The sequence below is a fragment of the Bartonella sp. AP7XZML genome (assembly GCF_042195745.1).
In the GTDB taxonomy this organism is placed as follows: Bacteria; Pseudomonadota; Alphaproteobacteria; order Rhizobiales; family Rhizobiaceae; genus Bartonella.
In genome coordinates this window covers 31,344-57,474 of record NZ_JBHIOT010000066.1, presented here as the reverse complement: position 1 = coordinate 57,474, position 26,131 = coordinate 31,344, and the positions used below count along the sequence as shown (strand labels likewise).

The window sequence follows — 26,131 nt, the reverse complement described above, 5'->3', positions numbered from 1 at the left end:
GAGAATAAAATGAAAGCACTGTTCTGGCGTGATCTTAAACTATTATTAGCGCTACAAGCCACTTCACTAACAGGATTATTGTTTTTTATCGCTGTTGTTGTCATAACCCCCTTTGCCATTGGACCAGATCCCAAAACTCTTGCACAAATAGGACCAGGTATATTGTGGTTTGGAGCCCTTCTTGCAGGACTCCTCAATCTGAACAAACTTTTCCAAATCGATCGCGATGATGGTAATCTCGACCAATTTATCCTTTCAGGAAAAAGACACAGTTTTACACTAATTGTCTTTACAAAATGTCTTGCCCATTGGGTAGGAACAATGCTTCCTCTTATTTTTGCCACACCTATTTTAGCCCTCATGCTCCATTTAGATGTAGTAATAACTTTTACAACAATACTTACCCTTTTATGCGGAACACCAGCTATTATTTTTATTGGTGCTATAGGCGCTGCACTCGCAACCTCATTGTTGCACAGTACTTTGCTTATTTTTATCATTATCTTGCCGTGGATCATTCCAATTATGATTTTTGGTGTTTCCGCTGCTACAGCCCCAATAAACCCAAATACCTCTTTTCTCACTTCTCTAGCTCTTCTCAGCGCTTTTTCACTTCTTTTGAGTCTCTTTAGCTCTTTTGTTGCTGCGATAACGCTTAAACTTTTATCAGAATAATAAAAGATGATTGCCGCATAGCAAAACTCTGCCTATTATGAATTTTATGAATAAACTATCTCGTACATATAAAATCAGGTTACTCCCTGCAAGTTTCACCCTTTTCATGAAAATAAGCAGAGTCGTCTTACCTTGGTTGGCTGGCATAACATTGTGTTTCCTTATCTTAGGGCTTATTCTAGTGATGCATTCCCCTGATGACTATCAACAAGGCATTACTGTTAAAATTATGTACCTTCATGTACCCTTTGCGTGGTTGTCTACATTCTGCTATGTAACGATGAGTGCAGCGGCTTTAGGAAATCTGATTTGGAAATATCATCTTGCTGATGTAGCACTTAAATGTGGAGCGCCTATTGGGGCAATTTTTACCGCCTTGGCTCTCATGACAGGAGCGCTTTGGGGGCGACCTACATGGGGAACATGGTGGGTCTGGGATGCACGATTAACATCAGTTTTAATTCTGCTTTTTATCTATCTCTCCATTATCCTGCTTGGGCGTGCTTTTGACAACCAAGTAAAAGCCGCTCGTGCTACTGCAATTCTTACACTTGTTGGATTTGTTAATATCCCTGTTATTAAATTTTCCGTTAATTGGTGGAATACATTGCATCAACCAGCATCATTGTTACGTGCTGGAGGATCAACAATCGACAATGCTATGTTATGGCCCCTTATAACAATGCTCTTTTGTTTCATCTTTATGTTTATTGCTCTTTATTTGATGGCTATGCGAAATGAAATCAATCGTCATTATATCCGAATACTTCAGATTAAAAAATCCCGTCGTGCACAACAACAGGACGCTTCATCATGCTCGACCTAAATGGCATCCACGGCGGACTTTTAGGAAATCTATCTCAGAAAATTGATTTTTTCCTGAGCACCCTTAAACACGAGCAAATTGTTGTTTTAAGCTATGTGCTTTCTGCAATATGCCTCTTATGTCTTATTGGATATATTCTTTGCAAAGCCCTATACCAAAAAAAAATTCTCCAACAGCTAAACAAAAAAGAGCTGTCCCAAAAAGAAAAGTATAATGAAAAACATCCCTCCAAAACTTAAAAAAAATATATCTTTACCTGTTCTGCTTGTTTTTTTGGGACCATTTGTGCTTTTTCTTCTTCTCATGATGTTTTTTTTCAACTTTATGGGTAAAAAATACCTTCAAGATTCTTCTCTTCTCCCAAATGCATTGGCTGAAAAACCTGCCCCCAATATTCATCTTCCTCTTCTTGATAAAGAAAGTTATCTCAATTCAAAACAGTTTAAAGGACGTGTTACATTGGTCAATTTTTGGGGCTCTTGGTGTTTGCCCTGTCGCGAAGAGCATCCTATTCTTATGCAAATTGCACAAGATAAACGTTTTGATCTGATTGGTATTAATTACAAAGACAATAAAACAAACGCCCTGCGCTTTTTAAACAGTTTTGGTAATCCTTTTAAATTTATTGGCTTTGATGATTCAGGATATACAGCCATTGATTGGGGAATATATGGACCTCCAGAAACCTTTCTCTTGAATAAAGAGAGCATCATTATTGCCAAACATGTTGGTCCCTTAACATGGCAAATTTATCAAAAAAAAATTCTACCAAAAATTGAACAAGCGATTATGACAGAAGAAAAATAATGCAGGTTTGTAAAAACATAACGTTTTATCATGCTATGTATGCTATTTTATTTATACGGCCACGTATTCCTCTCAGAAAAATTTGACAAGAGTATTATCATTGTTGATTCAAAAACATGTGTAAAGAAATATCTGTAGAACAAACCTCCAAAATATGACAAAAATTTTAAGTAGTTTTCATTTTTCTTTAGAGATTAAATATCTGTTTGGGAGCTTTATTTTTGATTATTTGAACAAAACAATATTGCTATAGAACCATCGTTAGCTTAGTGACAGCAACCAACTATTGTTTTCAAAATCATATAGTATTTTTTCTCCGCTTTTTTATCTGAAATACACATTGTTATGAGGGGACTTCACCACTATTCTCATCTTTATAAAATAATAAATCTGCTCTTTTGCAGCGTCATTGTTATATTTATTCCCATTACACTTATCTGTTCGTAATAGACTCCATAAAGTCTATATTGAATCTATACATTCTTATTCTCTCGATAATTTCCCTTATGGTTATAACTAATAAGCTTGATTGAGTCTTAATAAGATAAATTCGAGTAAGAAAATATGGCTACAATCAAAAAGTCTCATTTAACAGAGAAGATAAGTTATGAGTACATAATCAATTTATCAATGAACATTATAAAAGAATTCATTGTAAGAAATAAACTTTTGAGATGTAAAAAGTACACAAGAAGCTTTTTCGAGAGGAGAAAATATATTTTACAGAGAACTCTTTTTTAAGCACTCTATGACGTAATTACTGATCTCAACAGAACGATCACTCGTATACACTAAAAAAACTCTAAGACAAGAAATATTCTAGAAGTTCATATGAGCTTATACGTAAACTTTTATGACGCAAATAAAATAGGCTTTTGTTGCAATCATCATTTTTTATGAAAAATATTTGATTATGTTTTTTCTTCTAAAAATTCTTGCGGTGTAAAACAATATGTTTTTGAGCAAAATTCACATGTGACTGAAATATATTTATTTTTAACCATTTTATTGCGTTCATCAATAGAAAAGCCTTCTAGAATTCCTTTAATTTTTTCGTGTGAACAAGAACATTGATCGACAAGAGAAAAAGGGTTAAAAACTCTAATACCTTGTTCATGAAAAAGACGGAACAAGAGCTGTTTACTACCGACTTGGGGATCTGTTAATTCTGAACTTTCAATCGTTGCCATGAGTATTTTAGCTTCCTGCCATTGGTTATCCAATTGGGTATGAGTTTTCGTTTCTTCTCGCTTTTGATGAGGGGCATCTATTTTATGATGAGACGATTCTTGGGGTAAAAGTTGGATCAAAATACCTCCAGCTCTCCAGCTTTTCTGCTGTTTTCCTTGTTGGTCACGATTAATTAATATAGCAACAGCCAGACGGATATCGGTAGGAATTTGTTCTGATTGATCAAAATAAATACGAGAAGCTTCTTGTAAATTTGATCCATCTAATGCAACTATCCCTTGATAGGGTTGCATATGGGGACCTTGATCAATTGTGAAAGCTAAAGTGCCTTTTCCTAAAAGTGTTTCTGAAGAGGTTTGACCATTGTCTATGGCTTGTTTAAGCTGTTCTTTATCAAAACGAGCGTATCCACGTAAACTTGAAGGAGGCAAAAAATCGCTCACCAACATATTAACTGGTCCATCGGAATGAGTTTGTAAAATAAATTTTCCCGTAAGTTTTAGAGAAGTTCCAAACAGAACCGTTAAAAGTAAAGCTTCTGCTAGAAGATAAGAAACCGGTTCAGGGTATTGATGTCTTGTGAGAATAGAATTTAAAGTTTCCCCAAGTTGTACGGCACGTCCACGGATATCAAGTTCTTCAACTTGAAAGGGAATAACACTATCATCTTCATGCAAGAAGTTGTTGTTGAGAGAGGCTTCATCTTTAGCTTGTTCACTCATAGCTTTGCCTTTTTTATATAATTTGTTGTAGGGAGGCTATTGTGGAGAGAAAAACGCATCTTGTAAACACCAAGAAAGAATTGCTTTTTGAGCATGAAGACGATTTTCAGCCTCATCGAAAACAACGGAGTGCGGTCCATCAATCACAGAATCAACCACTTCTTCACCACGATGAGCAGGAAGACAATGCATAAAAAGAGCATCAGATTTTGCTAATTTCATGAGAGATTCATTGACTTGATAAGGCTGAAAAATAGAATGACTGCGAGCACGAAATTCTTGTCCCATGGAGACCCATGTATCGGTCATAATACAATCAGCATCTTGAGCCGCTTTTTGGGGATCATGGGTTAGCATAAGATGTGCTCCCCGCTCACGTGCCCAATGTACAAATTGTTCCCGTGGTTCACTGCCCTTTGGTGTGGCAATACGCAAATGAAAACCAAAAAGAGCTGCAGCTTCAATTAAGGAATGAAGCACATTATTACCATCCCCCATCCACGCAAATATTTTGCTAGCAATTGGCCCCCGATGCTCCTCATAGGTTAAGATATCTGCTAGAATTTGGCAAGGATGTGTATCATCTGTAAGGGCATTAATGACAGGAATTTGTGCATATTGTGCCAATTCGAGCATACGTTGGTGTTTCGTTGTTCGCAATATCACGATATCCACAAAACGGGATAAAACGCGCGCCGTATCAGCTATGGTTTCACTATGACCAAGTTGCATCTCTGAACCCGTGAGCATGATTGTATCTCCGCCAAGCTGGCGCATACTGATATCGAATGAAATACGGGTTCGTGTGGATGGTTTTTCAAAAATCATCGCAAGTGTTTTACCTATAAAAGGTTTTGAACCTTTTCCTGCTTTAAAAGATGCTTTAAGGATCTTTGCATAATCGATCAGTGCACGTGCTATTGCTGGCGTTAAAATGGATAAGTCCGTGAAATGACGAAGAGCATTTGTCATGTGTGTGATATTTGTCTTTCTTTGTTTACTTGTGAAAGATACGCTATTGCTTTTTCAATACGATGTAAACTTTCATCTATTTCTTCTTCCCTAATGATAAGAGGGGGCAATAAGCGCACAACGTTGTTGTTGGCTGCAACGCTTAAGAGATATTCATTTTCCAAAGCATTAACGACAAGATTTGAAGGTACAATACACTGAATACCCAACATAAGCCCCATCCCCTGAACTGCGCAGATAATATCAGGATAGATATTGAGAATGTGCAAAAGTCCACTTTTTAGTTTATCCCCCATACGCTGAACATGGTTAAGAAAACTTGGCTCTAACAAAACATCAAGAACACTATTTCCTACAGCCATTCCAAGAAGATTTCCTCCAAAGGTTGAGCCATGTGTCCCAAGTGTCATGCTTTTTGCAACTTTATCCGTTGCAAGGCAAGCACCTAATGGAAATCCCCCTCCTAATCCTTTTGCGAGGGTAAGAATATCAGGCGTGATATCACTCCATTCATAAGCAAAAAGCTTTCCTGTTCGTCCTATACCCGTTTGGACTTCATCTAAAATCAATAACAGACCATTATCATCGCATATTTTGCGCAAAAATCTTAAATATTCATGAGGGACCGTTCGTATTCCTCCTTCTCCTTGAATAGGTTCAATAAGAATAGCGGCGGTATTTTTATTAATAGCGTTACGCAAAGCGACTTCATCACAAAAAGGTACTTGAATAAATCCACCAGCTTTAGGTCCAAAGCCTTCAAGATATTTTTCATGCCCAGTCGCAGCAAGTGCAGCAAGTGTACGTCCATGAAATGCCCCTTCAAAAGTAATTATTTCAATGCGTTCTGAATGACCAGCAGCATAATAATAATGGCGTGCCGTTTTGAATGCGCACTCCAATGCTTCAGTACCTGAATTGCAGAAAAAAACCTTATCCGCAAAACTATTTGCACAAAGCCGCGTGGCAAAAGATGCTTGTTCAGGAGATTGAAAAATATTAGAAACATGCCAAAGTTTTTCAGCTTGTATTTTGAGCGTATCAACCAATTTTGGATGTGAATACCCTAATGCGTTAACAGCAATACCAGATGTGAAATCAAGATAATGTTCTCCTTTATCGGAAATAAGCCATACACCATGCCCTTGTTCAAAATGCAAATTTCGTCGTGCGAAGCATTCATAAAGTGGTTGTATAGAGACGACATCCATCATAATTCCCTTTATATTTTAGTCTTTTCAATATATATACAAAGCAACACTACAAATAAAACAGCATGGTATATTTCGTTACGGTGCTTTCAACATTTCATTACGATTAGTGATTACACCTATAGAATAGATCATTACACCAATTGAAAAAAAGTCAATGAAGGTTCTACAAATAAGCATTTTGGGAAAAAGCCTTAAACAAAAGTGAAAGTTTAACCTATGATTGATTTGCAAGTTGGGGAAAACATTCTAAATAAACTCTTCAAGAGGTAAAGACTCTTGTCATAGAGTGAGTGCATATTGTAATTTACAATATAATAAGCAAGATGATGTGTTTTGATTTGTAAATCCACAGGTTGGATGATTTTTTTATGCTCACGTAGAGTGTAAAGTTCTTTCATTCAGCGTAATGAAAACATTATTTAAACATTTGAAGATGCAACGGGGGAGAGCATCTTAGTGACGTAATCGGAATGGAGTGCTGGTATGGGTTGGACATGTGAACGCGTTGAGCTTCTTAAAAAGCTTTGGAGTGAAGGGTTAAGTGCAAGTCAAATTGCTGCTCAATTAGGTGGGGTCAGCAGAAATGCAGTCATCGGCAAAGTACATCGATTAAAGTTACCAGGACGTGGTAAGACAGCACAAGGAAGCACGCGTGCGCAAAAAACTCCCGTGGGAAGCAGCAGCCCATCATCTCCACGTGTGCGTCGCAACACATCCACGGTATCGCCAATAAACACATCATCTGTAAGTATTGAAGAAACAGCTTTAAAGACAGAATTTGTAGTGGAAGATGTAAAAGAAGTTGATATGTCCACAAAATCCAATGTCGTTGTGCCTATATCACGTCAACTTAATCTTCTACAATTGAGTGAAAATACATGTAGATGGCCGGTTGGCGATCCATTATCAGCAGATTTTCATTTTTGTGGTGCAGATTCTGATGAAAATAGCCCCTATTGTGCCTTTCATGCTAAGCTAGCATTTCAACCAATATCTGAAAGACGTCGGATAAGAGTGTAATATCCTCAATTGAATCTCGTATTCTACGCCTTCTGCGCTTCGCTATTAAATTTTAATTATCGAATTATTATGAGAAAGAAATTTAATGGAGCTTTTAATAAATGAAAAAATTTCTTCATGAAACTATTCAACGAAACTGTATCTTTTGGTGCTATTGCGCAGCTGTGTGTTGTAAAGTTATATTCCTGTTTATTTTCACAATTTTCTTTAATTTAGTTGTACTGCTTTTAACACTATCCATAGCGACATCTTTTGAATGAGCTAGTTTCTCAATTTCTCATGTTTTTATGCTTCGTGTATTTATATAGAGTAATGCTGTGGTTTATAAAAATAATTTATCGCTTTGCAACCTGAATGAGATCCATTTATATCTCTCTCATTTTAAGTCCTCTTATATTGAAACAATCAAAATCTTTTGTTTGGGCGTCACGAGCGAGATGAGAACTGTGGAGAGTTAAAAACACTTAAAGAAAAGCATGCCTCTTATAAATGCTTTCAAGTGCCAAGGACTTAAAGGGTTGTTGCAACATTGGGAGATGGCAAAGTGTATAATGATGCCAGATTGCTCTTTTATTAAGTATAAAGATAGGGGGGTGCTTCATGGATTTATCGTTATACCCTTCACGGATGCCGTCGCAAAATAGGCTTGGGAGCGTTGAGAGATGTTTCTTTAAAACAAGCCTGTGAATACATGCAATTCAATGTTATTCTGTTTTGCGTGAGGGATGTGCCCCGTTAAAGAATGCGATAAACAAAAGCGTGAAGCAATACGTAGAATGTAAAATAATATCTTTATAATTTTTTATAAAAAATTATAAAGAAGGGAATATTGTATTCAAGGCTCTTACGAAATATACAAAAACAATAAATTATAAGTATAAATAAATATAAAATTTAGAGCGACCACAATAACATCACTTTCCTTCTCCCGACACAAAACGGCGTAACCAAACATAAAGCGCGCCTTCTCCGCCATGCTGACGCGCTGCTTGTTCAAACGCGTGGACATAATATCGAAAAGCTGGTGTTGATAACCAATACGGAACAAATCTATACAAAGCTCCATCGCTCCCAACGGATCGTCCTTTTCCTGTAATCACAAGGACATAACGCAATCCTCTCTGCTGAGAGGACTGTAGAAATTTTTTTAAGAAAAAATAAGCTTCTTCCTGCATATAACCATGGAGATCAAGACGCGCCTCAAGAGGACAACGACCTTGGGAAATTTTACGATATGCAACATGATCAAAGAAATGAATCTTTTGTTCTTGTGTAACTGACCTCTTTTCTCTTTTAATAATTGTCGAGGGTTGTTGATTTTCCTGAGACAATGAGGAGATTTGAGTTACAGGCTGTTTTTTATCATTAATATTTGCAATAGTTTCTGAAGTAGAAGAGAGCATCTTACCGTGAAGCGGTGTTATCGTACGACAAACCATCTCCCATAAAAGACGATCTTGTGGAGCCAATAAATCTCTTTTTTGTCTCCATTTACTTGAGGACATTTTAATTTCTCATAAATCATTGAATGCTTATGGAAGAAAAACAAAAAGTATTTTAATTTTCATTTTCTGTAGCAAAAAGCTTCCAGTTGGGATCTGACGATAAACTATTGCGAACAAAAGTCCAAATATCCCTGATTTCTACAATAGCATCAGGATCACCGTCTATACGCTCGCCCTGTTCATTATAAGTAACAGAAATCATTTCACTGACAATACGTATCGTTAAAAGTTCATCTTTTTCTTGTATTGCCGCCGCAACAAATTCGGCCTTATTAATTCCAACAAAAGTGAATTCTATTCTTTCTTTATTTTTTTCTCGTTGCTCAATAGCCATACAAAAGCTCTCAAAAACATCCTGACAAAGCAAGCTTTTAAGTTGATTGCGATCACCTTTGGCAAAAGCTGTTACAATCATTTCATACGCAATTTGTGCACCTTTTATAAAAAGTTGAGGAGAAAAATGAGGATCAATTCTATGAAATTCCCGCAAATTTTTATTCAAAACACTCCCCTCCGGTGAAATTTTATCAATTTCACTAAAGTCGTCTTTTTGTGAATTTTTCTGATGAGGGAACGAAACAATATTATCAGCCGTTTCTGCTTCAACTTGTTTTTTAGAACGTCGTGAATAAGGATCAAAGGGTGGCTTTTCAAACCCAATTCGTTTCCCTAATACATTACGGAGTTGCACAAAAATAACAACCATAACAACAAGAGCTATGACAAGTATAACGTCAAATTCCATAGGCGCTGTCAATCTCCAAAGCTTAAGTCTCTAATAAACATTGCAGTCAATACCATTTATCAATAAATATGTAAAATAAGGAATCTTATCATTCAAATATTTTTATAGATTTTGTATTTAAACGGAGTTCTCTTAAGAATTTCTCCCCCTACTCATCTAGAAGGAAACTTTCATGTGATAAAACTTTATTCTATAAATCCTCGTTTTTTTGTTGTTATCTTTCTTTGCATTCTTTTAATCGAGATTGCTGGTTTTATCTTTGTTGGTCAAGAAATTGGTATTTTGGCAACCTTGAGCTTGGTTATTCTCACAACCATAGTTGGGGTTGTTTTATTGCGAATTCAAGGGATTAGCCTCTTAAAAAATATACAAAATGAACTTATCCAAGGACGCACATTAGAGAATAATATTATTAATGATGCTTTCATCATGTTTAGTGCAATTTTACTTATTCTTCCCGGCTTTGTAACTGACCTCTTGGGAATATTACTTCTTATTAAACCAATTCGCTCTGTTGCTTGGCATTTCTTTGCATCATTAAAAAACAAAATGAATCCCAATACTAAAAGAAAAAATGACTCTGAAAAAATAATTGATCTAAAAGCAGAAGATTACACAATTCATGATACGACAGAATCTCCATGGCGCAAAAATGATGATAACCATTGAAATGCCTAAAAAATCTGTAACAAACTAAAAAAATATTCAAGATAAAGAGCGCATTTCTTGCAACCTTTTGCAAGGCGTGATAACCAATCTGGTCTTTAGATCTAAAATAAATATACATATTATAATGGAAGAGGTTTGTCGTATGGCCGAAGATGAAATGAATAACAGTGGTGGAGAGCCGGTTTTTGCTGTATTAACTCAATATTTAAAAGATTTATCATTCGAAAACCCTGGTGCTCCTCGTTCATTACGTGCACGTGAAAAATCACCACAAATTGATATCAATATTAACGTCAATGCTAACCCAATTGGTGATGACAATTATGATGTCGTTTTGTCTCTCTCCGTCAAAGCCAATGATGAAACTGAAACCTTATTTCATGTAGAACTTATTTACGGTGGTGTTTTTCACCTTAAAAACATTCCACAAGAACATGTTATGCCACTGGTCTTTATTGAATGTCCCCGTCTTTTATTTCCATTTGCTCGCCAAATTATATCTGATGCTACTCAAAGTGGTGGTTTTCCACCTTTGTGGATTGATCCTATTGATTTTGCAGCACTCTTCCAAAAGCGTCTTTCTGAAGAGCAAAAAGACAATCAAATACAGCCCTCTTAAAAAATTTATTTTTTTTGCTATCAAAAAGCCCCTTGATATATTATTGGTATATTAGGGGCTTTTTTCCTTTAGACGACTTTTGCGGCATGATAAGCCGCAAGCATTGCAATATTGACAACATCTGTATCGCTCCCACTAAACGGTACAATTTGGACAGATTTTTCCAATCCAATTAAAATAGGACCAATGATAGTTGCTTCACCGAGTTCTTGTAACATTTTGCTTGCAATGGAAGATGCGTGATATCCAGGCATAACCAAAATGTTAGCAGGCTCCGTTAATCCCATAAATGGATATTGCTGCATCAATTTGGAATTGAGTGCCACATCAGCACTCATTTCTCCATCAAACTCAAAATCAACTTTGCGTTCATGCAAAATATTAATCGCATCCTGAATTTGCTGCGTCGTCTTCCCTTTCATATAACCAAATGTAGAAAATGCTAAAAATGCTACCCGTGGTTGATATCCAAATCCTCGCACAAATGAAGCTGCTTGTTCAGCTATATCTGCAAGTTCTTCAGCATTAGGATTTTCATAAACGGCTGTATCCGTAATAAACACAATTCGTCCACGGCAAATAGCCATTGAAATACCAATCAATCGTTCTTTTGGTTTTTCATCAATTGCACGACGTATATCGATCAACGCTGTTTCATAATTGCGTGTCACCCCTGTAACCATTGCATCAGCATCTCCTAGTGCCACCATACACGCAGCAAAATAATTGCGATCATTGTTGATACGACGATGACAATCACGCAACAGCCAACCTTGACGCTGCATCTTTTTATAAAGATAATTCGCATAAGCATCTGTACGGCAAGAAAGCTTAGCATTCATAATAGAAATACCTTCACGCTCCAGATCAATTCCAGCGATAACAGCCGCTTCTCTTACTTGCTCTTCACGACCAACCAAAATAGCTTGTCCTAATTTTTGATGAACATAGGAAACGGCTGCTCGCATAACTTGCTCTTCTTCACCTTCTGCAAAGACAATTTGTTTTGGTGCTTGACGAACATGGTTATAAACTCCACGCATCATCGAGGAAGTAGGATCACGTCTCGCATTCAAATCGCGCTCATAGGCCTCTAAATCATCTATGTTCTTTTGCGCAACACCGCTTTCCATTGCTGCTTTTGCTACCGCTATTGAAACAACCGTAAATAAACGCGGATCAAAAGGAACAGGGATGATATAGTTAGGACCAAACTTTAATCGCTTTCCATAATAAGCTTCTGCAACGCTGTCAGGCACTTCTTCATGCGCTAAATTAGCAAGAGCCTTTGCCGCAGCAATCTTCATGTCTTCATTAATAACTCTTGCACGCACATCAAGCGCACCACGAAATATATAAGGAAAACAAAGAACATTATTAATCTGATTTGGATAATCGGAACGTCCTGTTGCGACAATGGCATCATGACGCACTTGCATAACCTCTTCCGGCGTAATTTCTGGATCGGGATTAGCCATAGCAAAAATAATCGGCTGGGGTGCCATGGATCTTACCATTTCAGGAGTAAGAGCACCTTTAGCAGAAACCCCAAAAAATATATCTGCACCTTCCATTGCTTCCATAAGCGTACGTTTATCTGTTTGAATAGCATGCGCAGATTTCCACTGATTCATTCCCTCTTTGCGGCCTTCATAGACCACACCCTTTGTGTCACATAATATGATATTTTCGGAACGAAAGCCCATCGCTTTAATCAATTCAATACAAGCAATCCCTGCAGAACCAGCACCATTACAGACTAACCGCGTATTTTGCATATCGCGCCCTGTTAAAGTCAAAGCATTGAGAACACCCGCAGCAACAATAATCGCTGTACCGTGTTGATCATCGTGAAAAACAGGTATATTCATCACCTCGCGTAGGCGGCTTTCAATCATAAAGCACTCTGGCGCCTTAATGTCTTCAAGATTAATTCCACCAAAAGAAGGTTCTAAATGGCGCACCAAATTGATAAAACTTTCTGTATCGTTTATATCAATTTCTAAATCAATGGAATCAATATCCGCAAAACGCTTAAACAACACTGCTTTGCCTTCCATGACCGGCTTAGAGGCAAGTGCCCCTAAGTTGCCTAACCCTAAAATAGCGGTTCCATTTGAAATAACAGCAACAAGATTACCTTTTGCTGTATAATCATAAGCTAGCGCTGGATTTTGAGCAATTGCCTTAACTGGAACTGCAACACCTGGTGAATAAGCAAGTGCTAAATCATGCTGTGTTGCCATAGACTTTGTTGCAATAATCTCAAGCTTTCCTGGTCGACCACGACTATGAAAATCTAGAGCTTCTCTTTCGCTCGCACTGTAAACAGTTTGAGACATTTTCTGATCCTGCTCGCTCTTTTTCATCTCACTTTATTTTCTCCAAAAACAGTGTAAATTTTGCTTGATAATGCGTATAGTCATTAAATTTGATTCATATATTAGAAATCGCTATTCTTGCCTTAGCAAATCTGATGATGCGTTGCAATTTAGAGATAAATAGATATTGAAGTAAACAAAAAAGAGTAAAAACTTCACTTAAAGGAAACAGGCCTCGTACAAATGGATAAAAAAAACAATCATAAAAATAATTTAATTCCACAGCCTGCCTCCCCATCTGCTTCCTCTCAAGAACGTCTTACACCTATGATGGAGCAGTACATAGAAATCAAAGCCGTCCATCATGATTCCCTTCTCTTTTACCGAATGGGGGATTTTTATGAATTATTTTTTAATGATGCGATTGAAGCTGCTCAGGCTTTAGGAATCACACTCACAGCACGCGGAAAACATTTAGGACAAGATATTCCTATGTGTGGTGTTCCCGTTCATGCTGCAGATGATTATTTACAAAAACTGATTGCTTGTGGTTATCGCGTTGCTGTTTGTGAACAAATAGAAGATCCTGCTGAGGCAAAAAAACGGGGCTCAAAATCTGTTGTTCGGCGTGATGTTGTTCGCCTTGTAACCCCTGGAACGATAACAGAAGAAAAACTCCTTGATCCAACACGCGCAAACTATTTGATGACACTCTCCCGTATAAAAACCGGAGATGGAGAAGAATTTGCCCTTTCTTGGATTGATATTTCAACAGGTATATTTCGTGTAACAGAAAGCCGCCAAGAAAAACTTTTAGCAGATATTATGCGTGTGGATCCACAAGAAATCATTGTTTCTGATTCATTTTTTCATGATAAATCTCACAAGTCACTTTTTAGTGTTCTTGCTCGTATCGTTTCACCTCAACCTGCTTGTCTCTTTGATGCACTCACCGCTGAACGCGATATTTGCAATTATTTTAAACTCTCAACTCTTGAAGGCGTTGCCGATTATTCACGCTGTGAACTCTCTGCAATTGTAGCTGCTATTCGTTATATCGAAAAAACACAAATCACGCATCGCCCTCCCCTCATGCAGCCTGAACGCCAAAATGAAAGTGCAACTCTTTTTATTGATGCCGCAACCAGATTAAGCCTTGAACTTATTCGAACGACATCAGGTCAACGGGATGGAAGTTTATTAAAAGCTATTGATCGCACTGTAACAGGAGGAGGATCACGCCTTCTTATTGACCGCCTTATTGCTCCCCTCACCACTCCTTCAGCTATTGATACGCGTTTGGATTCTATCGATTTTTTTCTACGTAATCCTTCTCTTGCAGAAGCGATAAAGCTTATTTTAAAGGGGGGACCAGATATGCCCCGCGCCGTTTCACGTTTGGCTCTTGGACGAGGAGGTCCCCGTGATATGGCGACAATCCAGCGTGGCTTTGAAATCATTCGTGAATTGCATCAACTTCTTGATAATGAGCTTCTTCCTCAAGAAATAAGTGATGTACAACAGGTGTTCTCAAACTTACCCACAGCGTTATACTTTCATTTAGAACAAGCATTAGCTGATGATCTCCCACTCCTTAAACGTGATGGTGGTTTTATTCGTTCCAATTATCATAAAGAGCTCGATGAAATGCGTGCTTTACGTGATGAATCTCGCCGTGTCATTGCTGAACTTCAAGCGCAATATGCCCAAAAAACAGATATTAAGACGCTTAAAATAAAGCATAATAATATTCTAGGTTATTTCATTGAAGTAACCAGCACACAAGCATCTGCTCTTACAAATAATCCAGAAGCTAAAGCACGTTTTATTCATCGGCAAACAATGGCAAACGCTATGCGTTTTACGACAACAGAGCTTGCTGACCTTGAAAGCCGTATTGCCCATGCTGCCAATCACGCATTGACACTTGAACTAGAGATTTTTGATATTCTCGTTCAGGAAATTACCGAACAAGTTGACTTTATTCGTAAAGCCTCTGAAGCACTTGCTATTTTAGATGTCTCTGTCGCTTTAGCATATCTTGCTGAAGAACAAGGATATTGCCGCCCTAAAATTGATCTTTCACTTACCTTTCATATCACAGCAGGACGCCACCCTGTCGTTGAGCAAGCACTCCGCAAACAAGCAGCAGAACCTTTTATTGCCAATAATTGTGATCTCTCTGTGCAAGAAAATCAGCAATATGCAGCAATCTGGCTGTTGACAGGGCCTAATATGGGAGGAAAATCAACTTTTTTGCGGCAAAATGCTCTTATTGCTATTATGGCGCAAATGGGGTCCTTTGTTCCAGCAACTTCAGCACATATTGGTGTCGTTGATCGCCTATTTAGTCGCGTTGGAGCTTCCGATGATCTTGCACGAGGGCGCTCAACCTTTATGATGGAAATGGTTGAAACAGCAACGATTCTCAATCATGCTAGCCACCATTCCCTTGTTATTCTTGATGAAATAGGACGTGGAACATCAACCTTTGATGGACTTTCTATTGCTTGGGCTGCTGTTGAATATCTCCATGAAGTTAACCATTGTCGTGCTATTCTTGCTACCCATTTTCATGAAATGACTGCACTTACCGAAAAACTTGACAGACTGCATAATGTAACCATGAAAGTCAAAAACTGGGATGGTGATGTAGTTTTTCTTCATGAAATCACACCAGGAGCTGCTGACCGTTCCTATGGTGTACAAGTCGCAAAGCTTGCTGGACTTCCCCCAGCCGTTATTACACGAGCAACAGATGTACTCCATCAATTAGAACAAAGCGAAATGGCTGGAAAAGGACATAAACTCATTGATGATTTACCACTCTTTTCTCTTAAAGCAACATCTCCCGTCAATGAAGCAAAAAACAAACATTGTATACTTCACGAAGCTTTAAAAAATATTCATCCCGATGAACTCTCTCCTAAACAAGCTTTAGAAGCAATTTACCACCTCAAACAGCTTGAAAAGAGTAACCCTTTATAGAAAACAGATGTTATTTTTTATTAAAAAACCTTCTTAATAGGAGATAACGTAACCATTTTTGATATACCACAGCATAAACAGTTATTTATCGTATTCCCATCGCTTTTCTACATAATATATTTTGATAAGTGTAATGGCCTATAGGCAAAACCCTATGCATTATATTTCATATTTCCTTAGATTAATATTGGCTCTTATACAAAAAATTGGTCAAGATCGACTATTTTTACAAGATAGTCGTTTTTTGTAAAGATTGTCATGAAATCTCCTCCACCTTGAAAATACGCCATATTTAGTGAATTATGCTTTTTCACGATCGATATTATTGTTATCATAGCAACATTTCTAGTTTAAAGCTGTTGGTGTTGGAATACCATCCCATTTTGCATAATAAATTCATGGATAATGGATCTCGTATTTTCTTCACATTTTAAGTTATAAAGAGCTCTTTTACTGTTTTCATATGAAACATATAATCAGATATATCACAGCTGTACTTTATTTTCATAAACATCCTTCAACTCCTTCCCACACCTTAATGGATAAGGATTTTCATTCGAATCAAGTCTGCAAATAGTCCAGCTTCTAACGGATTTTCCTTGACTTCCTAATCATGTGCTTCTCTTAAACTCAAAGCTTTACAAACAAGTCTAAGAATATTCACCACACACTAAAAACACACTTAATATTTAAGGAAGATGCCGTATATCACAGTCCTAAATGACAGTGTTTTACGGTACAACAAGATAATGCCACCAGTACAATAAATATCTTTCATAAATATGAGTAATAAGAAATCATAATCTCATATAAGATTGGAATATGATATGAAAAGTAATTATACTGTATCTGTTTTACATAGCTGCTAAAATAAGCAATCTACCGCAGTTTTTAGTTGTATTGATAGCTTTTTAATCATACTCATCATGACTCGAAATATTCTGATAAGTTCATAAACTCATAAAATAATTAGCTTAGAATATCGTGCAAAAGATGCAAAAAATCAGAACACTATCTCTATTCAACTCATCAAATATTACGTACTGCACCCTTTGCAGCAGATGTGGTCATCGCTGCATAGGCTTTGAGAGCCTTTGAAACTTTACGCTGACGCTTCTCAATCGGTTGCCAAGCGCCTTTTCCTTTTGCTTCCATCTTAGAACGGCGCTGCTTCATCTCAACGTCATCCACCAACATATGAATTCTACGATTTGGAATATCAATTTCTATGATATCCCCCTCTTCCACCAACGCAATTTCTCCTCCTTCAGCAGCTTCTGGTGAAATATGTCCTATTGAGAGCCCTGAACTTCCCCCTGAAAAACGTCCATCTGTAACAAGTGCACAAACCTTGCCTAATCCTTTAGATTTGAGATAACTCGTTGGATAAAGCATTTCTTGCATTCCAGGTCCACCACGTGGGCCTTCATAACGGATTAAAACAATTTCACCTGTTTTAATCTTATCAGTTAATATAGCTGAAACAGCTGAATCTTGGCTTTCAAAAATTCTTGCTGGACCTTTAAAGGTTAAAATTGACTGATCAACACCTGCTGTTTTTACAATACAGCCATCTTTTGCAAGATTTCCATAAAGAACTGCCAATCCTCCATCTTGTGAATATGCATGTTCCCTATCGCGAATCACACCTTTTTCACGATCAAGATCAAGGCTCTCATAGCGACAAGATTGGCTAAAAGCTGTCTGTGTTGGAATACCACCTGGAGCGGCACGATAAAATGCATGAACTGTTGGCTCATTAGTTTGCTTTACATCCCAGCGATAAAGAGCTTCTTTCATTGTTTTTGCGTGAACCGTATAAGTCGATGTATCAATGAGTCCCGCCGCATCCAGTTCGCCTAGAAGCCCCATAATACCACCAGCGCGATGAACATCTTCCATATGTACATTTGCAACAGCAGGAGCAACCTTACATAAAACAGGAACACGACGTGAAAGATGATCAATATCCGTCATGGTAAAATCCACCTCACCTTCTTGCGCCGCGGCTAAAAGATGCAGTACTGTATTGGTTGATCCCCCCATGGCAATATCAACGGTCATTGCATTTTCAAAAGCCTTGCGTGAAGCAATAGAGCGCGGCAAAACTGTTTCATCATCTTCTTCATAATAACGTTTAACCAATGCAACAATCTGTTTTCCAGCTTCTTCAAAAAGCATTCGTCGATCTGAATGTGTTGCTAACATTGATCCATTTCCAGGAAGCGAAAGCCCCAATGCTTCCGTTAAGCAATTCATAGAGTTGGCCGTAAACATCCCTGAACAAGAACCACATGTAGGACAAGCTGCACGCTCCATTTCAGCAACTTCTTCTTCTGAATTTTGTTCTGAAGCTGCTGCAACCATGGCATCGACCAAATCAACCGTTAGATCTTGATCCTTCCATTTAATCTTACCTGCTTCCATAGGACCGCCTGAAACAAAGATTGTCGGAATATTCAACCGTAAAGCAGCCATTAACATACCAGGCGTAATTTTGTCACAATTAGAAATACAAACAAGTGCATCTGCACAGTGTGCATTAACCATATACTCTACAGAATCAGCAATGATTTCACGTGAGGGCAAAGAATAGAGCATTCCATCGTGCCCCATCGCAATTCCATCATCTACAGCAATGGTATTAAATTCTTTCGCAACACCACCGGCAACGGCTATCTGTTGTGCGACTAATTGCCCAAGATCTTTTAAATGGACATGCCCTGGTACAAATTGTGTAAAAGAATTCGCAATCGCAATAATGGGTTTACCAAAATCTGCATCTTTCATCCCTGTTGCACGCCAAAGACCACGGGCTCCTGCCATATTGCGCCCGTGAGTCGATATTCTTGAACGGTAAGAAGGCATTATTTTTTCCCCTCAAATAATTCCATTTTGCTTGTTGTGCTGTAACTTCATTATAAAAACAAGAGCTTTAATATTCAAAAGAGAAAAATACCTTGTACTGCGGCATTTGAAGCACAAAATTAAAAGCTCTGCATAAACTTTTTCATAAAGCCTTTGTTTTTTATTACCTGTTAATCAACATCTAATCCCTGTGCAAGTCCACGTTTGAGACAAATATCAAAACGCTTCAGTATGACACGAACTGTTCCAGATTTTTGTATGCCAGATTTGGTTAGCATATTGCATCTATCTGTTTGCGTAATTTCTGGAATTGGAAAGAATATAAAGAAATCGTGATAAAAATCTATCATCTCCTTATAATTCAGCTTTACACCTTTCAAACGCATTCATAAAAATATCTTTTAAATAATGATGACGCATTATCTCATGCTTTTGTTTTTACACTCTTCAATAGAGCTACTCCCCTCAGGAAGAACAAAACACACCAAACAAAATACACTTGTATAGCCTTTATACTCATTTTAAAGAGACATCTTTCAATGCACTCGAGCCCATTTCACGATAGCGCCTATGAATGGTATAACAGCCCCCGTGAATAATATAAATCTATAAGGGACATCTTCACACTTATGAAGAAGAAAACTGACACCATCATACATTTTTTTATCCCCATATCGTGAACGTCCTTGGTAATTGAGACAATTAAAAAGAGATATTTTTATTCCTTTCTTCAAGTGTTTTTATCCACATGGCTCTCCCTGCTTATGACATCAAGCAAGTGACTTTAATTGTTTCAATATAAGAAGATCTCAAATGAGAGAACCTTATGATATTCGGGACTCTCATTCCAGTTGTAAAAAATTAATTATGAATATAAATCAATACTTAATCTAATTATAACTCACATTACACACTTTACGAAAAAACAGATAGAATTTATAAAGAGTACAGCTTTTTCTCGTAAGGTAATCTAGTGCAGAGTTACAATTTGTAGTTCATGCTCATTGGCTCCAGCAAGGGCGATAGAACGCTCATCGGATAAAATGATAGGATAACCTGTTTCACCAAAGAGAGCCCATATCGTAATGCCTGGGGTCATCGGTGGAAGATCTGGAAAGTTTTTAGCCAGATCATCTGTACAAACTTTTTTTAAATAGGCAATCTGTCCCGCATCAGAGTAGGATGTGTTCTGAAACGACAAGTTTTGTTTGTGTTCTCCCATTTCACTGTTCCTTTACGCCTTAACTTTTATGACTCACCACTACTGACTTTAATTGGAATCTGTTTTATTTCTTTTTTTAATTTTGGTTGATACAGATTAATTGATAAAAGACCATTTTTCAACTCTGCATTTGTAACATGCATCCCTTCCGCGAGAACAAAGGTTCGCTGGAATTGTCGCGCAGCTATACCGCGATATAAATATTGATGATTTTGGTTGTCTGTTTGTTTACCATGAATAACCAATTGATTATCATCGAGTAAAATATTAAGATGGTTAATCTTAAATCCAGCAACAGCCAAAGTTATCCGGATATGATTTGCATCATCACTTTTATGCAAACGTTCAATATTATAGGCTGGGTAAGCCTCATCAGCTTTACCGATACGTTGCAATATTTTTTCTACGGTTTCAAACCCTAAAAGAAAAGGATTGGAGAAAGGCGTCACATGTGTCATTCATGAGTATCCTCTTTAAAACGGCTTTACTTGACCAAACTCTATAAAAGTGTTCGCTGCACTCCTCTCATATGGCGAGCGTGAATGATAACTTCAAGAGAGAAGATTTAAGAGAGTTCAATGCCTCAAAGTAACATAAAATTATCAAAGGTGCGAAATTTATTTAGTATATTGTATAATAAAGATGAAATTGCGGAAATATTTCGCCGTTTTTCTGTGCAACGCCCAACACCTAAGAGTGATCTTAACTACATAAATACTTTTACACTTTTAGTTGCCGTTGTGCTTTCGGCTCAAGCGACAGATGTAAGCGTTAATAAAGCGACAAAAGAATTATTTTGCCTTGCTGATCAACCGGAAAAAATGGTTGCATTAGGGGAAGAAGAAATAGCAAATCATATCCGTTCAATTGGCCTTTGGCGTGCAAAAGCACGTAATGTTTATGCGCTTTGCAACTGTTTAATTGATTATTATGGCGGTCAAGTACCCGATACGCGTGAAGCACTCATGGCCCTTCCTGGAGTGGGGCGCAAAACGGCTAATGTGGTCTTGAATGTTGCTTTTGGTCAGCCTACATTGGCAGTAGATACACATATTTTTCGCTTAAGCAATCGTCTTGGTTTGGCGCCTGGCAAAACACCAGAAATTGTTGAGAAAAAATTATTAAAGATTATACCGGTTCATTATATTCGCCATGCGCATCATTGGCTGATTTTACATGGTCGCTATATTTGTCAAGCCCGTAAACCACAATGTACGCAATGCATTATTGCCGATTTATGTAAAGCAGCCATCAAAACAAATGCAATTCCAGCACCTTTGGTTGAGCTTCAAGGCAATGGAGCGCCAATTTTTTTGTAATACGGTCTTGCTATTTTGTGTATACTAGCTTATGAAAACATCTTTAAGAGCCGCCCGGCAGGGCATGCCGTGGCTGTTTAAATGCTTGTTCAAGCGTTGGTCCGCTTGAGTGAATAAAATGTTTGATTGAATAAATTAATGTACGGAGTAGCAAAATGCCCAAGATGAAGACCAAATCATCCGCTAAAAAGCGGTTTAAAATCACTGCGTCAGGCAAAATTAAAGTAGCAGCTGCCGGTAAGCGCCACGGCATGATTAAGCGTTCGAATAAATTTATTCGCGATGCACGTGGAACAATGGTTTTGTGTGAACAAGATGCTAAAAAAGTCATTCAGCATTATTTGCCGAATGGTATTTAAACCTTACGCTTTTGATTTTGAGGAGATTATAATATGGCTCGTGTGAAAAGAGGTGTGACAGCACACGCTAAGCACAAAAAAGTTCTTAAACAGGCTGAAGGTTTTTACGGTCGTCGTAAAAATACCATTCGTGCAGCTAAAGCAGCGGTTGATCGTTCAAAGCAATACGCTTATCGTGATCGCAAAAATAGGAAACGTACTTTCCGTGCTTTGTGGATTCAGAGAATTAATGCGGCTGTTCGCGCAGAAGGTTTAACTTATGGACGTTTTATTGATGGCTTATCAAAAGCCGGTATTGAGGTTGATCGTAAGGTTCTTTCAGATATAGCAATCCATGAGGCAGAAGCATTTTCTGCTTTAGTTGATTCGGCAAAAAAAGCTTTAGAATATTTAAAAGATACGACACCTAATGCTTTCGAAGGCGCTGTCAAATAAGCCAGTCGTGTTCTCTTAAAGCATTCATTTATTCGAGGTCCCGTGCTGGCTATTGCGAGTGCGGGTTTTTCTTTATTAAAAAATAGGCAAAAATATGAATGATATTGAGCGTCTGGAACAAGAAATTTGTTTAGCCTTAGAGGCAGCAGGTGATGAACAAGCACTTGAAGAAGTGCGTATTGCAGCATTGGGTAAAAAAGGTAGTATCTCTGAAAAATTAAAAGAATTAGGAAAAATGGATGCTGGCGAGCGCCATAAAGTTGGACCAGTTCTTAATGGATTAAAAAATCGCATTTTAGAATTATGGGCACAAAAGCGTGATCTTCTGAAAAGACAGGCAATGGATGCCCGTCTTTCTCGTGAAACAGTTGATGTTACCTTGCCTGTTCGCTCTTCACCTATAGAACGGGGACGCATTCATCCTATTTCACAAGTGATTGAGGAAATTATTGCCATTTATACAAAGTTGGGTTTTTCTCTTGCAGAGGGACCTGATATTGAAACAGATTATTATAATTTTACAGCATTGAATTTTCCTGAAGGGCATCCAGCGCGTGAAATGCATGATACCTTCTTTTTTGATGTTGATAAAATGGGAGAACGAAAATTATTGCGAACCCATACATCACCCGTACAAATTCGCACACTAGAAAAACAAAAAGCACCGATACGAATCATTATTCCTGGAAAAACTTACCGCATGGATTCGGATGCAACACATTCTCCCATGTTCCATCAGGTAGAAGGTCTTGTCATCGATAAAACCTCCACCATAGCCCATATGATGTGGCTACATGAAACCTTTTGTAAAGCATTTTTTGAAGTTCCCTCTGTAAAAATGCGTTTTCGTCCCTCTTTTTTCCCTTTTACCGAACCATCTATGGAGGTAGATATTCAATGTGATCGTTCTGGTTCAGACGTAAAGTTCGGAGAAGGACAGGATTGGTTGGAAATTTTAGGATGCGGAATGGTGCATCCCCAAGTGTTGAAAAATGTTGGTTTAGATCCAGATGAATATCAAGGTTTTGCATGGGGCATGGGCATTGATCGTATTACCATGTTGAAATACGGTACGCCTGATTTGCGGGCTTTTTTTGATGCTGATCTGCGTTGGTTAGACCATTATGGCTTTCGTTGCTTTGATATGCCTGCTTTTTTTCCTAATAGAAATGTGTGATCTTAGTCATCGCTTTCATGTGAGGTTTTAAAATGAAGTTTACATTGTCCTGGTTAAAAGATCACTTAGAAACAAATGCATCTTTGAATGAAATTTGTGAAAAATTAACCGCTATAGGTCTTGAGGTTGATTACGTTGATGATCGATCTTCTTTAAAAGGTTTTGTGATTGCAAAAGTTTTAACAGCAATAAAGCATCCTGATGCAGATAAACTTCAAATTTTATCAGTCGATACAGGGACTTCCACACCTGTTCAAGTTGTCTGTGGAGCACCAAATGCACGCGCAGGTCTTGTTGGTGTTCTGGCACTACCAGGCACTTATATTCCAGGACTTGATGTAACATTATCTGTAGGAAAAATCCGAGGTGTTGAAAGTTTTGGGATGATGTGTTCACAAGCGGAGCTTGAATTATCAAATGAGCATGATGGGATTATTGAACTTCCAGAAGATAGTCCTATTGGAGGTTCATTTGCAGCTTATGCTGGTTTAGATGATCCGGTTATTGATATTGGTTTGACCCCTAATCGTTCCGATTGCACAGGTGTTCGTGGTATTGCACGTGATCTTGCTGCCGCTGGAATGGGAAAATTAAAAGAATTATCCCTGTCAAAATTTGATCCTTCCTTTGAAACACCTCTCGATGTTTCATTAGATTTTTCGCAAGATTCATCATTATGTTTAGGTTTTGCTTGGCGTGAAGTGCGCAATGTTCAAAATGGTGCATCACCACAGTGGATGCAACAGCGTTTGAATGCAATTGGTCTGAGACCGATTAATGCGCTTGTTGATATGACCAATTACATCAGTTTTGACCTTGGTCGTCCACTCCATGTTTTTGATGCAGATAAAATTAAAGGTAATTTGTGTGTACGTTGCGCGCGTGAAGGAGAGCAGCTTCAAGCACTGAACGGAAAAATCTATCATCTGGGCCCTAAGAATTGTGTCATTGCAGACGACGAGGGGGTTGTTTCGATTGCCGGTATCATGGGCGGAGAAAGAACGAGTTGTGATGAAACAACACATCGCGTTATTATTGAATCGGCGCTTTGGGATGCGCGAAGCATTGCACAAACAGGAAGAGCATTAGGTCTTATCAGTGATGCACGTTATCGATTTGAACGAGGTGTTGATCCGGCTTTTATAGACACAGGACTTGAGATTGCAACAGAATTGGTCTTACGTCTTTGTGGTGGTGAAGTATCTAAAAAGAGGATCGTTGGCTATCAGCAACAAGAAATCAAACAGATCGCTTTTCCTTTTTCTGAAATTAAACGTTTAACAAATTTGGAAATAGAACCTGAAAAAGTCATCTCTATTTTAACAAAACTTGGATTTTTTGTTGAAGGAAAAGGAGAAGTCGTTACGGTAAAAGTACCATCATGGCGCCCTGATATTATGGGTAAAGCCGATTTGGTGGAAGAGGTTATGAGAATTTATGGGTTAGATAAAATTAAACCTATTCCTTTGGAAAACTTTGCAGAAGGAAAAGATCAAATTTTAACATGCGCACAAATTCGTTCACGTGCTACACGTTTGGCTCTAGTGCAACGTGGTATGAAAGAAGCGGTGACATGGTCTTTTATTTCTGAAAATCAAGCTCTTGCTTTTGGAGGAGGTCAAGAAGAGCTTAAATTAGTTAATCCTATTGCTGCTGATATGTCAATGATGCGTCCTTCCCTTTTACCTGGCTTGATTATGGCGGCACAAAGAAATGCTGATCGTGGTTTTTCCGATCTTGCTTTGTTTGAAGTTTCAAGTATTTATGAGGGCGACACCCCTGATAAACAACACCGTGTTGTTAGTGGAATTCGTCGCGGAACAGAGCAATTTAAAGGGGCTGGGCGTTTTTGGAATGGAAATGCAACCGTCGTTGATGTTTTTGATGCCAAAGCAGATGCTTTAGCTATTTTAGAAGCATGCGATATGGATGTTGGGAAAGTGCAGATTGAAGTTGGAGCACCGGATTGGTATCATCCTGGTCGTTCAGGTGCCATAAAACTTGGATCAAAGATTATTCTTGGTTTTTTTGGTGTTTTTCATCCTGCTACATTAGAAAAGTTAGATGTCAGTGGCCCTTTATGCGGCTTTGAAATTTTTCTAGATCGAATTCCAGAATCAAAGAAAAAAACGACCAAAAGCCGTCCTCCTTTGAAACTCTCACCTTTTCAAATGGTGCGGCGTGATTTTGCCTTTATAGCGGATAAAACTGTTGCCTCTTCTCTTATTATTCGGGCGGCAAGTGGAGCCGATAAAAAACTTATTCATTCAGTGCAGGTTTTTGATATTTTTGAAGATTTAAGCTTTGGTGAAGATAAAAAATCTGTTGCAATTGAAGTAACTATTCAGCCCATAGAACGGACTCTAACAGATGAAGATTTAGAAAAGCTTGCCTCAAAGATCGTGGATAATGTTACCAAAATGACAGGTGCATATTTACGCTACTGAATATTCTCATTTTTTATGAGATATTTTACA

23 protein-coding genes and 1 pseudogene are annotated in these 26,131 nt (G+C 37.9%); 14 read left to right on the top strand and 10 right to left on the bottom strand.

Features of this window, described 5'->3' with window-relative positions; all coding sequences use genetic code 11:
* Positions 1 to 9 precede the first annotated feature (9 nt).
* The 4 genes from ccmB to ACFILT_RS04930 are packed head-to-tail and all read left to right on the top strand — an operon-like array spanning position 10 to position 2,308.
* Entirely contained in the window at positions 10 to 675 is a 666-nt protein-coding gene (gene ccmB, locus ACFILT_RS04945; protein ID WP_375678804.1) for a heme exporter protein CcmB, read from the top strand.
* A 46-nt stretch (positions 676 to 721) separates the two neighbouring features.
* Positions 722 to 1,501: a heme ABC transporter permease gene (locus tag ACFILT_RS04940; RefSeq protein ID WP_375611426.1), complete on the top strand. Its 780-nt coding sequence runs from the start codon at positions 722 to 724 to the stop codon at positions 1,499 to 1,501.
* Positions 1,489 to 1,740: a hypothetical protein gene (locus ACFILT_RS04935; protein ID WP_375628439.1), complete on the top strand. Its 252-nt coding sequence runs from the start codon at positions 1,489 to 1,491 to the stop codon at positions 1,738 to 1,740. The genes ACFILT_RS04940 and ACFILT_RS04935 overlap by 13 nt, the downstream gene beginning before the upstream one ends.
* The gene (locus ACFILT_RS04930; RefSeq protein WP_375628441.1) at positions 1,715 to 2,308 is read left to right on the top strand and encodes a DsbE family thiol:disulfide interchange protein; all 594 of its coding nucleotides are present in this window, start codon (positions 1,715 to 1,717) and stop codon (positions 2,306 to 2,308) included. The genes ACFILT_RS04935 and ACFILT_RS04930 overlap by 26 nt, the downstream gene beginning before the upstream one ends.
* A 911-nt stretch (positions 2,309 to 3,219) precedes the next feature.
* Here ACFILT_RS04930 and ACFILT_RS04925 read toward each other — a convergent pair.
* The 3 genes from ACFILT_RS04925 to ACFILT_RS04915 are packed head-to-tail and all read right to left on the bottom strand — an operon-like array spanning position 3,220 to position 6,404.
* A complete protein-coding gene (locus tag ACFILT_RS04925; protein WP_375678806.1) occupies positions 3,220 to 4,221 on the bottom strand; it encodes an Hsp33 family molecular chaperone in 1,002 nt (333 codons plus the stop codon).
* A gap of 36 nt (positions 4,222 to 4,257) precedes the next feature.
* Positions 4,258 to 5,193: an ornithine carbamoyltransferase gene (gene argF / locus ACFILT_RS04920; RefSeq protein ID WP_375678807.1), complete on the bottom strand. Its 936-nt coding sequence runs from the start codon at positions 5,191 to 5,193 to the stop codon at positions 4,258 to 4,260.
* The gene (locus tag ACFILT_RS04915; protein ID WP_375678886.1) at positions 5,190 to 6,404 is read right to left on the bottom strand and encodes an aspartate aminotransferase family protein; all 1,215 of its coding nucleotides are present in this window, start codon (positions 6,402 to 6,404) and stop codon (positions 5,190 to 5,192) included. Before ACFILT_RS04915 ends, argF begins: the two co-directional genes overlap by 4 nt.
* 486 nt (positions 6,405 to 6,890) lie before the next feature.
* Between ACFILT_RS04915 and ACFILT_RS04910 the strand changes: the two genes are divergently transcribed.
* On the top strand, positions 6,891 to 7,427 hold the full coding sequence (locus ACFILT_RS04910; protein WP_375617530.1) for a GcrA family cell cycle regulator: 537 nt from the start codon (positions 6,891 to 6,893) through the stop codon (positions 7,425 to 7,427).
* 529 nt (positions 7,428 to 7,956) lie between these two features.
* Positions 7,957 to 8,206: pseudogene (locus tag ACFILT_RS04905) on the top strand (Arm DNA-binding domain-containing protein); the annotation flags it as partial.
* Between the two features lie 135 nt (positions 8,207 to 8,341).
* Here ACFILT_RS04905 and ACFILT_RS04900 read toward each other — a convergent pair.
* Both ACFILT_RS04900 and ACFILT_RS04895 read right to left on the bottom strand, forming a co-directional pair.
* Entirely contained in the window at positions 8,342 to 8,932 is a 591-nt protein-coding gene (locus tag ACFILT_RS04900; RefSeq protein ID WP_375678808.1) for a Smr/MutS family protein, read from the bottom strand.
* A gap of 52 nt (positions 8,933 to 8,984) precedes the next feature.
* Entirely contained in the window at positions 8,985 to 9,677 is a 693-nt protein-coding gene (locus ACFILT_RS04895) for a Tim44/TimA family putative adaptor protein (protein WP_375612823.1), read from the bottom strand.
* 174 nt (positions 9,678 to 9,851) lie between these two features.
* Between ACFILT_RS04895 and ACFILT_RS04890 the strand changes: the two genes are divergently transcribed.
* A complete protein-coding gene (locus tag ACFILT_RS04890) occupies positions 9,852 to 10,346 on the top strand; it encodes an FxsA family protein (RefSeq protein WP_375612822.1) in 495 nt (164 codons plus the stop codon).
* A 142-nt stretch (positions 10,347 to 10,488) separates the two neighbouring features.
* Positions 10,489 to 10,965 carry a protein-export chaperone SecB gene (gene secB / locus ACFILT_RS04885; protein WP_375611417.1) on the top strand — a complete coding sequence of 159 codons (477 nt, stop codon included), beginning with the start codon at positions 10,489 to 10,491 and terminating at the stop codon, positions 10,963 to 10,965.
* 68 nt (positions 10,966 to 11,033) lie between these two features.
* On the opposite strand, the gene ACFILT_RS04880 is transcribed toward secB, so the two are convergent.
* Positions 11,034 to 13,334 carry an NADP-dependent malic enzyme gene (locus ACFILT_RS04880; protein ID WP_375678809.1) on the bottom strand — a complete coding sequence of 767 codons (2,301 nt, stop codon included), beginning with the start codon at positions 13,332 to 13,334 and terminating at the stop codon, positions 11,034 to 11,036.
* Between the two features lie 195 nt (positions 13,335 to 13,529).
* Between ACFILT_RS04880 and mutS the strand changes: the two genes are divergently transcribed.
* The gene (gene mutS / locus ACFILT_RS04875) at positions 13,530 to 16,274 is read left to right on the top strand and encodes a DNA mismatch repair protein MutS (RefSeq protein ID WP_375679680.1); all 2,745 of its coding nucleotides are present in this window, start codon (positions 13,530 to 13,532) and stop codon (positions 16,272 to 16,274) included.
* 1,029 nt (positions 16,275 to 17,303) lie between these two features.
* On the opposite strand, the gene ilvD is transcribed toward mutS, so the two are convergent.
* The 4 genes from ilvD to ACFILT_RS04855 all read right to left on the bottom strand — a co-directional run bounded on the left by ilvD (position 17,304) and on the right by ACFILT_RS04855 (position 20,822).
* Complete coding sequence (ilvD, locus tag ACFILT_RS04870; protein ID WP_375679679.1) at positions 17,304 to 19,142, bottom strand: dihydroxy-acid dehydratase; 1,839 nt, start codon at positions 19,140 to 19,142, stop codon at positions 17,304 to 17,306.
* 170 nt (positions 19,143 to 19,312) lie between these two features.
* Complete coding sequence (locus tag ACFILT_RS04865) at positions 19,313 to 19,492, bottom strand: hypothetical protein (RefSeq protein WP_375652402.1); 180 nt, start codon at positions 19,490 to 19,492, stop codon at positions 19,313 to 19,315.
* 620 nt (positions 19,493 to 20,112) lie between these two features.
* Positions 20,113 to 20,364, bottom strand: coding sequence for a DUF1150 domain-containing protein (locus ACFILT_RS04860; protein WP_012754519.1), 252 nt, complete (start codon positions 20,362 to 20,364; stop codon positions 20,113 to 20,115).
* Positions 20,365 to 20,390: 26 nt separating this feature from the next.
* A complete protein-coding gene (locus ACFILT_RS04855; protein ID WP_375612819.1) occupies positions 20,391 to 20,822 on the bottom strand; it encodes an Hsp20 family protein in 432 nt (143 codons plus the stop codon).
* A 120-nt stretch (positions 20,823 to 20,942) separates the two neighbouring features.
* On the opposite strand from ACFILT_RS04855, the gene nth reads away from it, so the two are divergent.
* From nth to pheT, 5 genes are all read left to right on the top strand, one after another.
* Complete coding sequence (nth, locus tag ACFILT_RS04850) at positions 20,943 to 21,683, top strand: endonuclease III (protein WP_375678812.1); 741 nt, start codon at positions 20,943 to 20,945, stop codon at positions 21,681 to 21,683.
* Between the two features lie 155 nt (positions 21,684 to 21,838).
* Positions 21,839 to 22,042, top strand: coding sequence for a 50S ribosomal protein L35 (rpmI, locus tag ACFILT_RS04845; protein ID WP_183193590.1), 204 nt, complete (start codon positions 21,839 to 21,841; stop codon positions 22,040 to 22,042).
* A 33-nt stretch (positions 22,043 to 22,075) separates the two neighbouring features.
* A complete protein-coding gene (gene rplT, locus ACFILT_RS04840; RefSeq protein ID WP_375678813.1) occupies positions 22,076 to 22,477 on the top strand; it encodes a 50S ribosomal protein L20 in 402 nt (133 codons plus the stop codon).
* Positions 22,478 to 22,571: 94 nt separating this feature from the next.
* On the top strand, positions 22,572 to 23,654 hold the full coding sequence (pheS, locus tag ACFILT_RS04835) for a phenylalanine--tRNA ligase subunit alpha (RefSeq protein ID WP_375679678.1): 1,083 nt from the start codon (positions 22,572 to 22,574) through the stop codon (positions 23,652 to 23,654).
* A gap of 32 nt (positions 23,655 to 23,686) precedes the next feature.
* Positions 23,687 to 26,101, top strand: coding sequence for a phenylalanine--tRNA ligase subunit beta (gene pheT, locus ACFILT_RS04830; protein ID WP_375679677.1), 2,415 nt, complete (start codon positions 23,687 to 23,689; stop codon positions 26,099 to 26,101).
* Positions 26,102 to 26,131 lie beyond the last annotated feature (30 nt).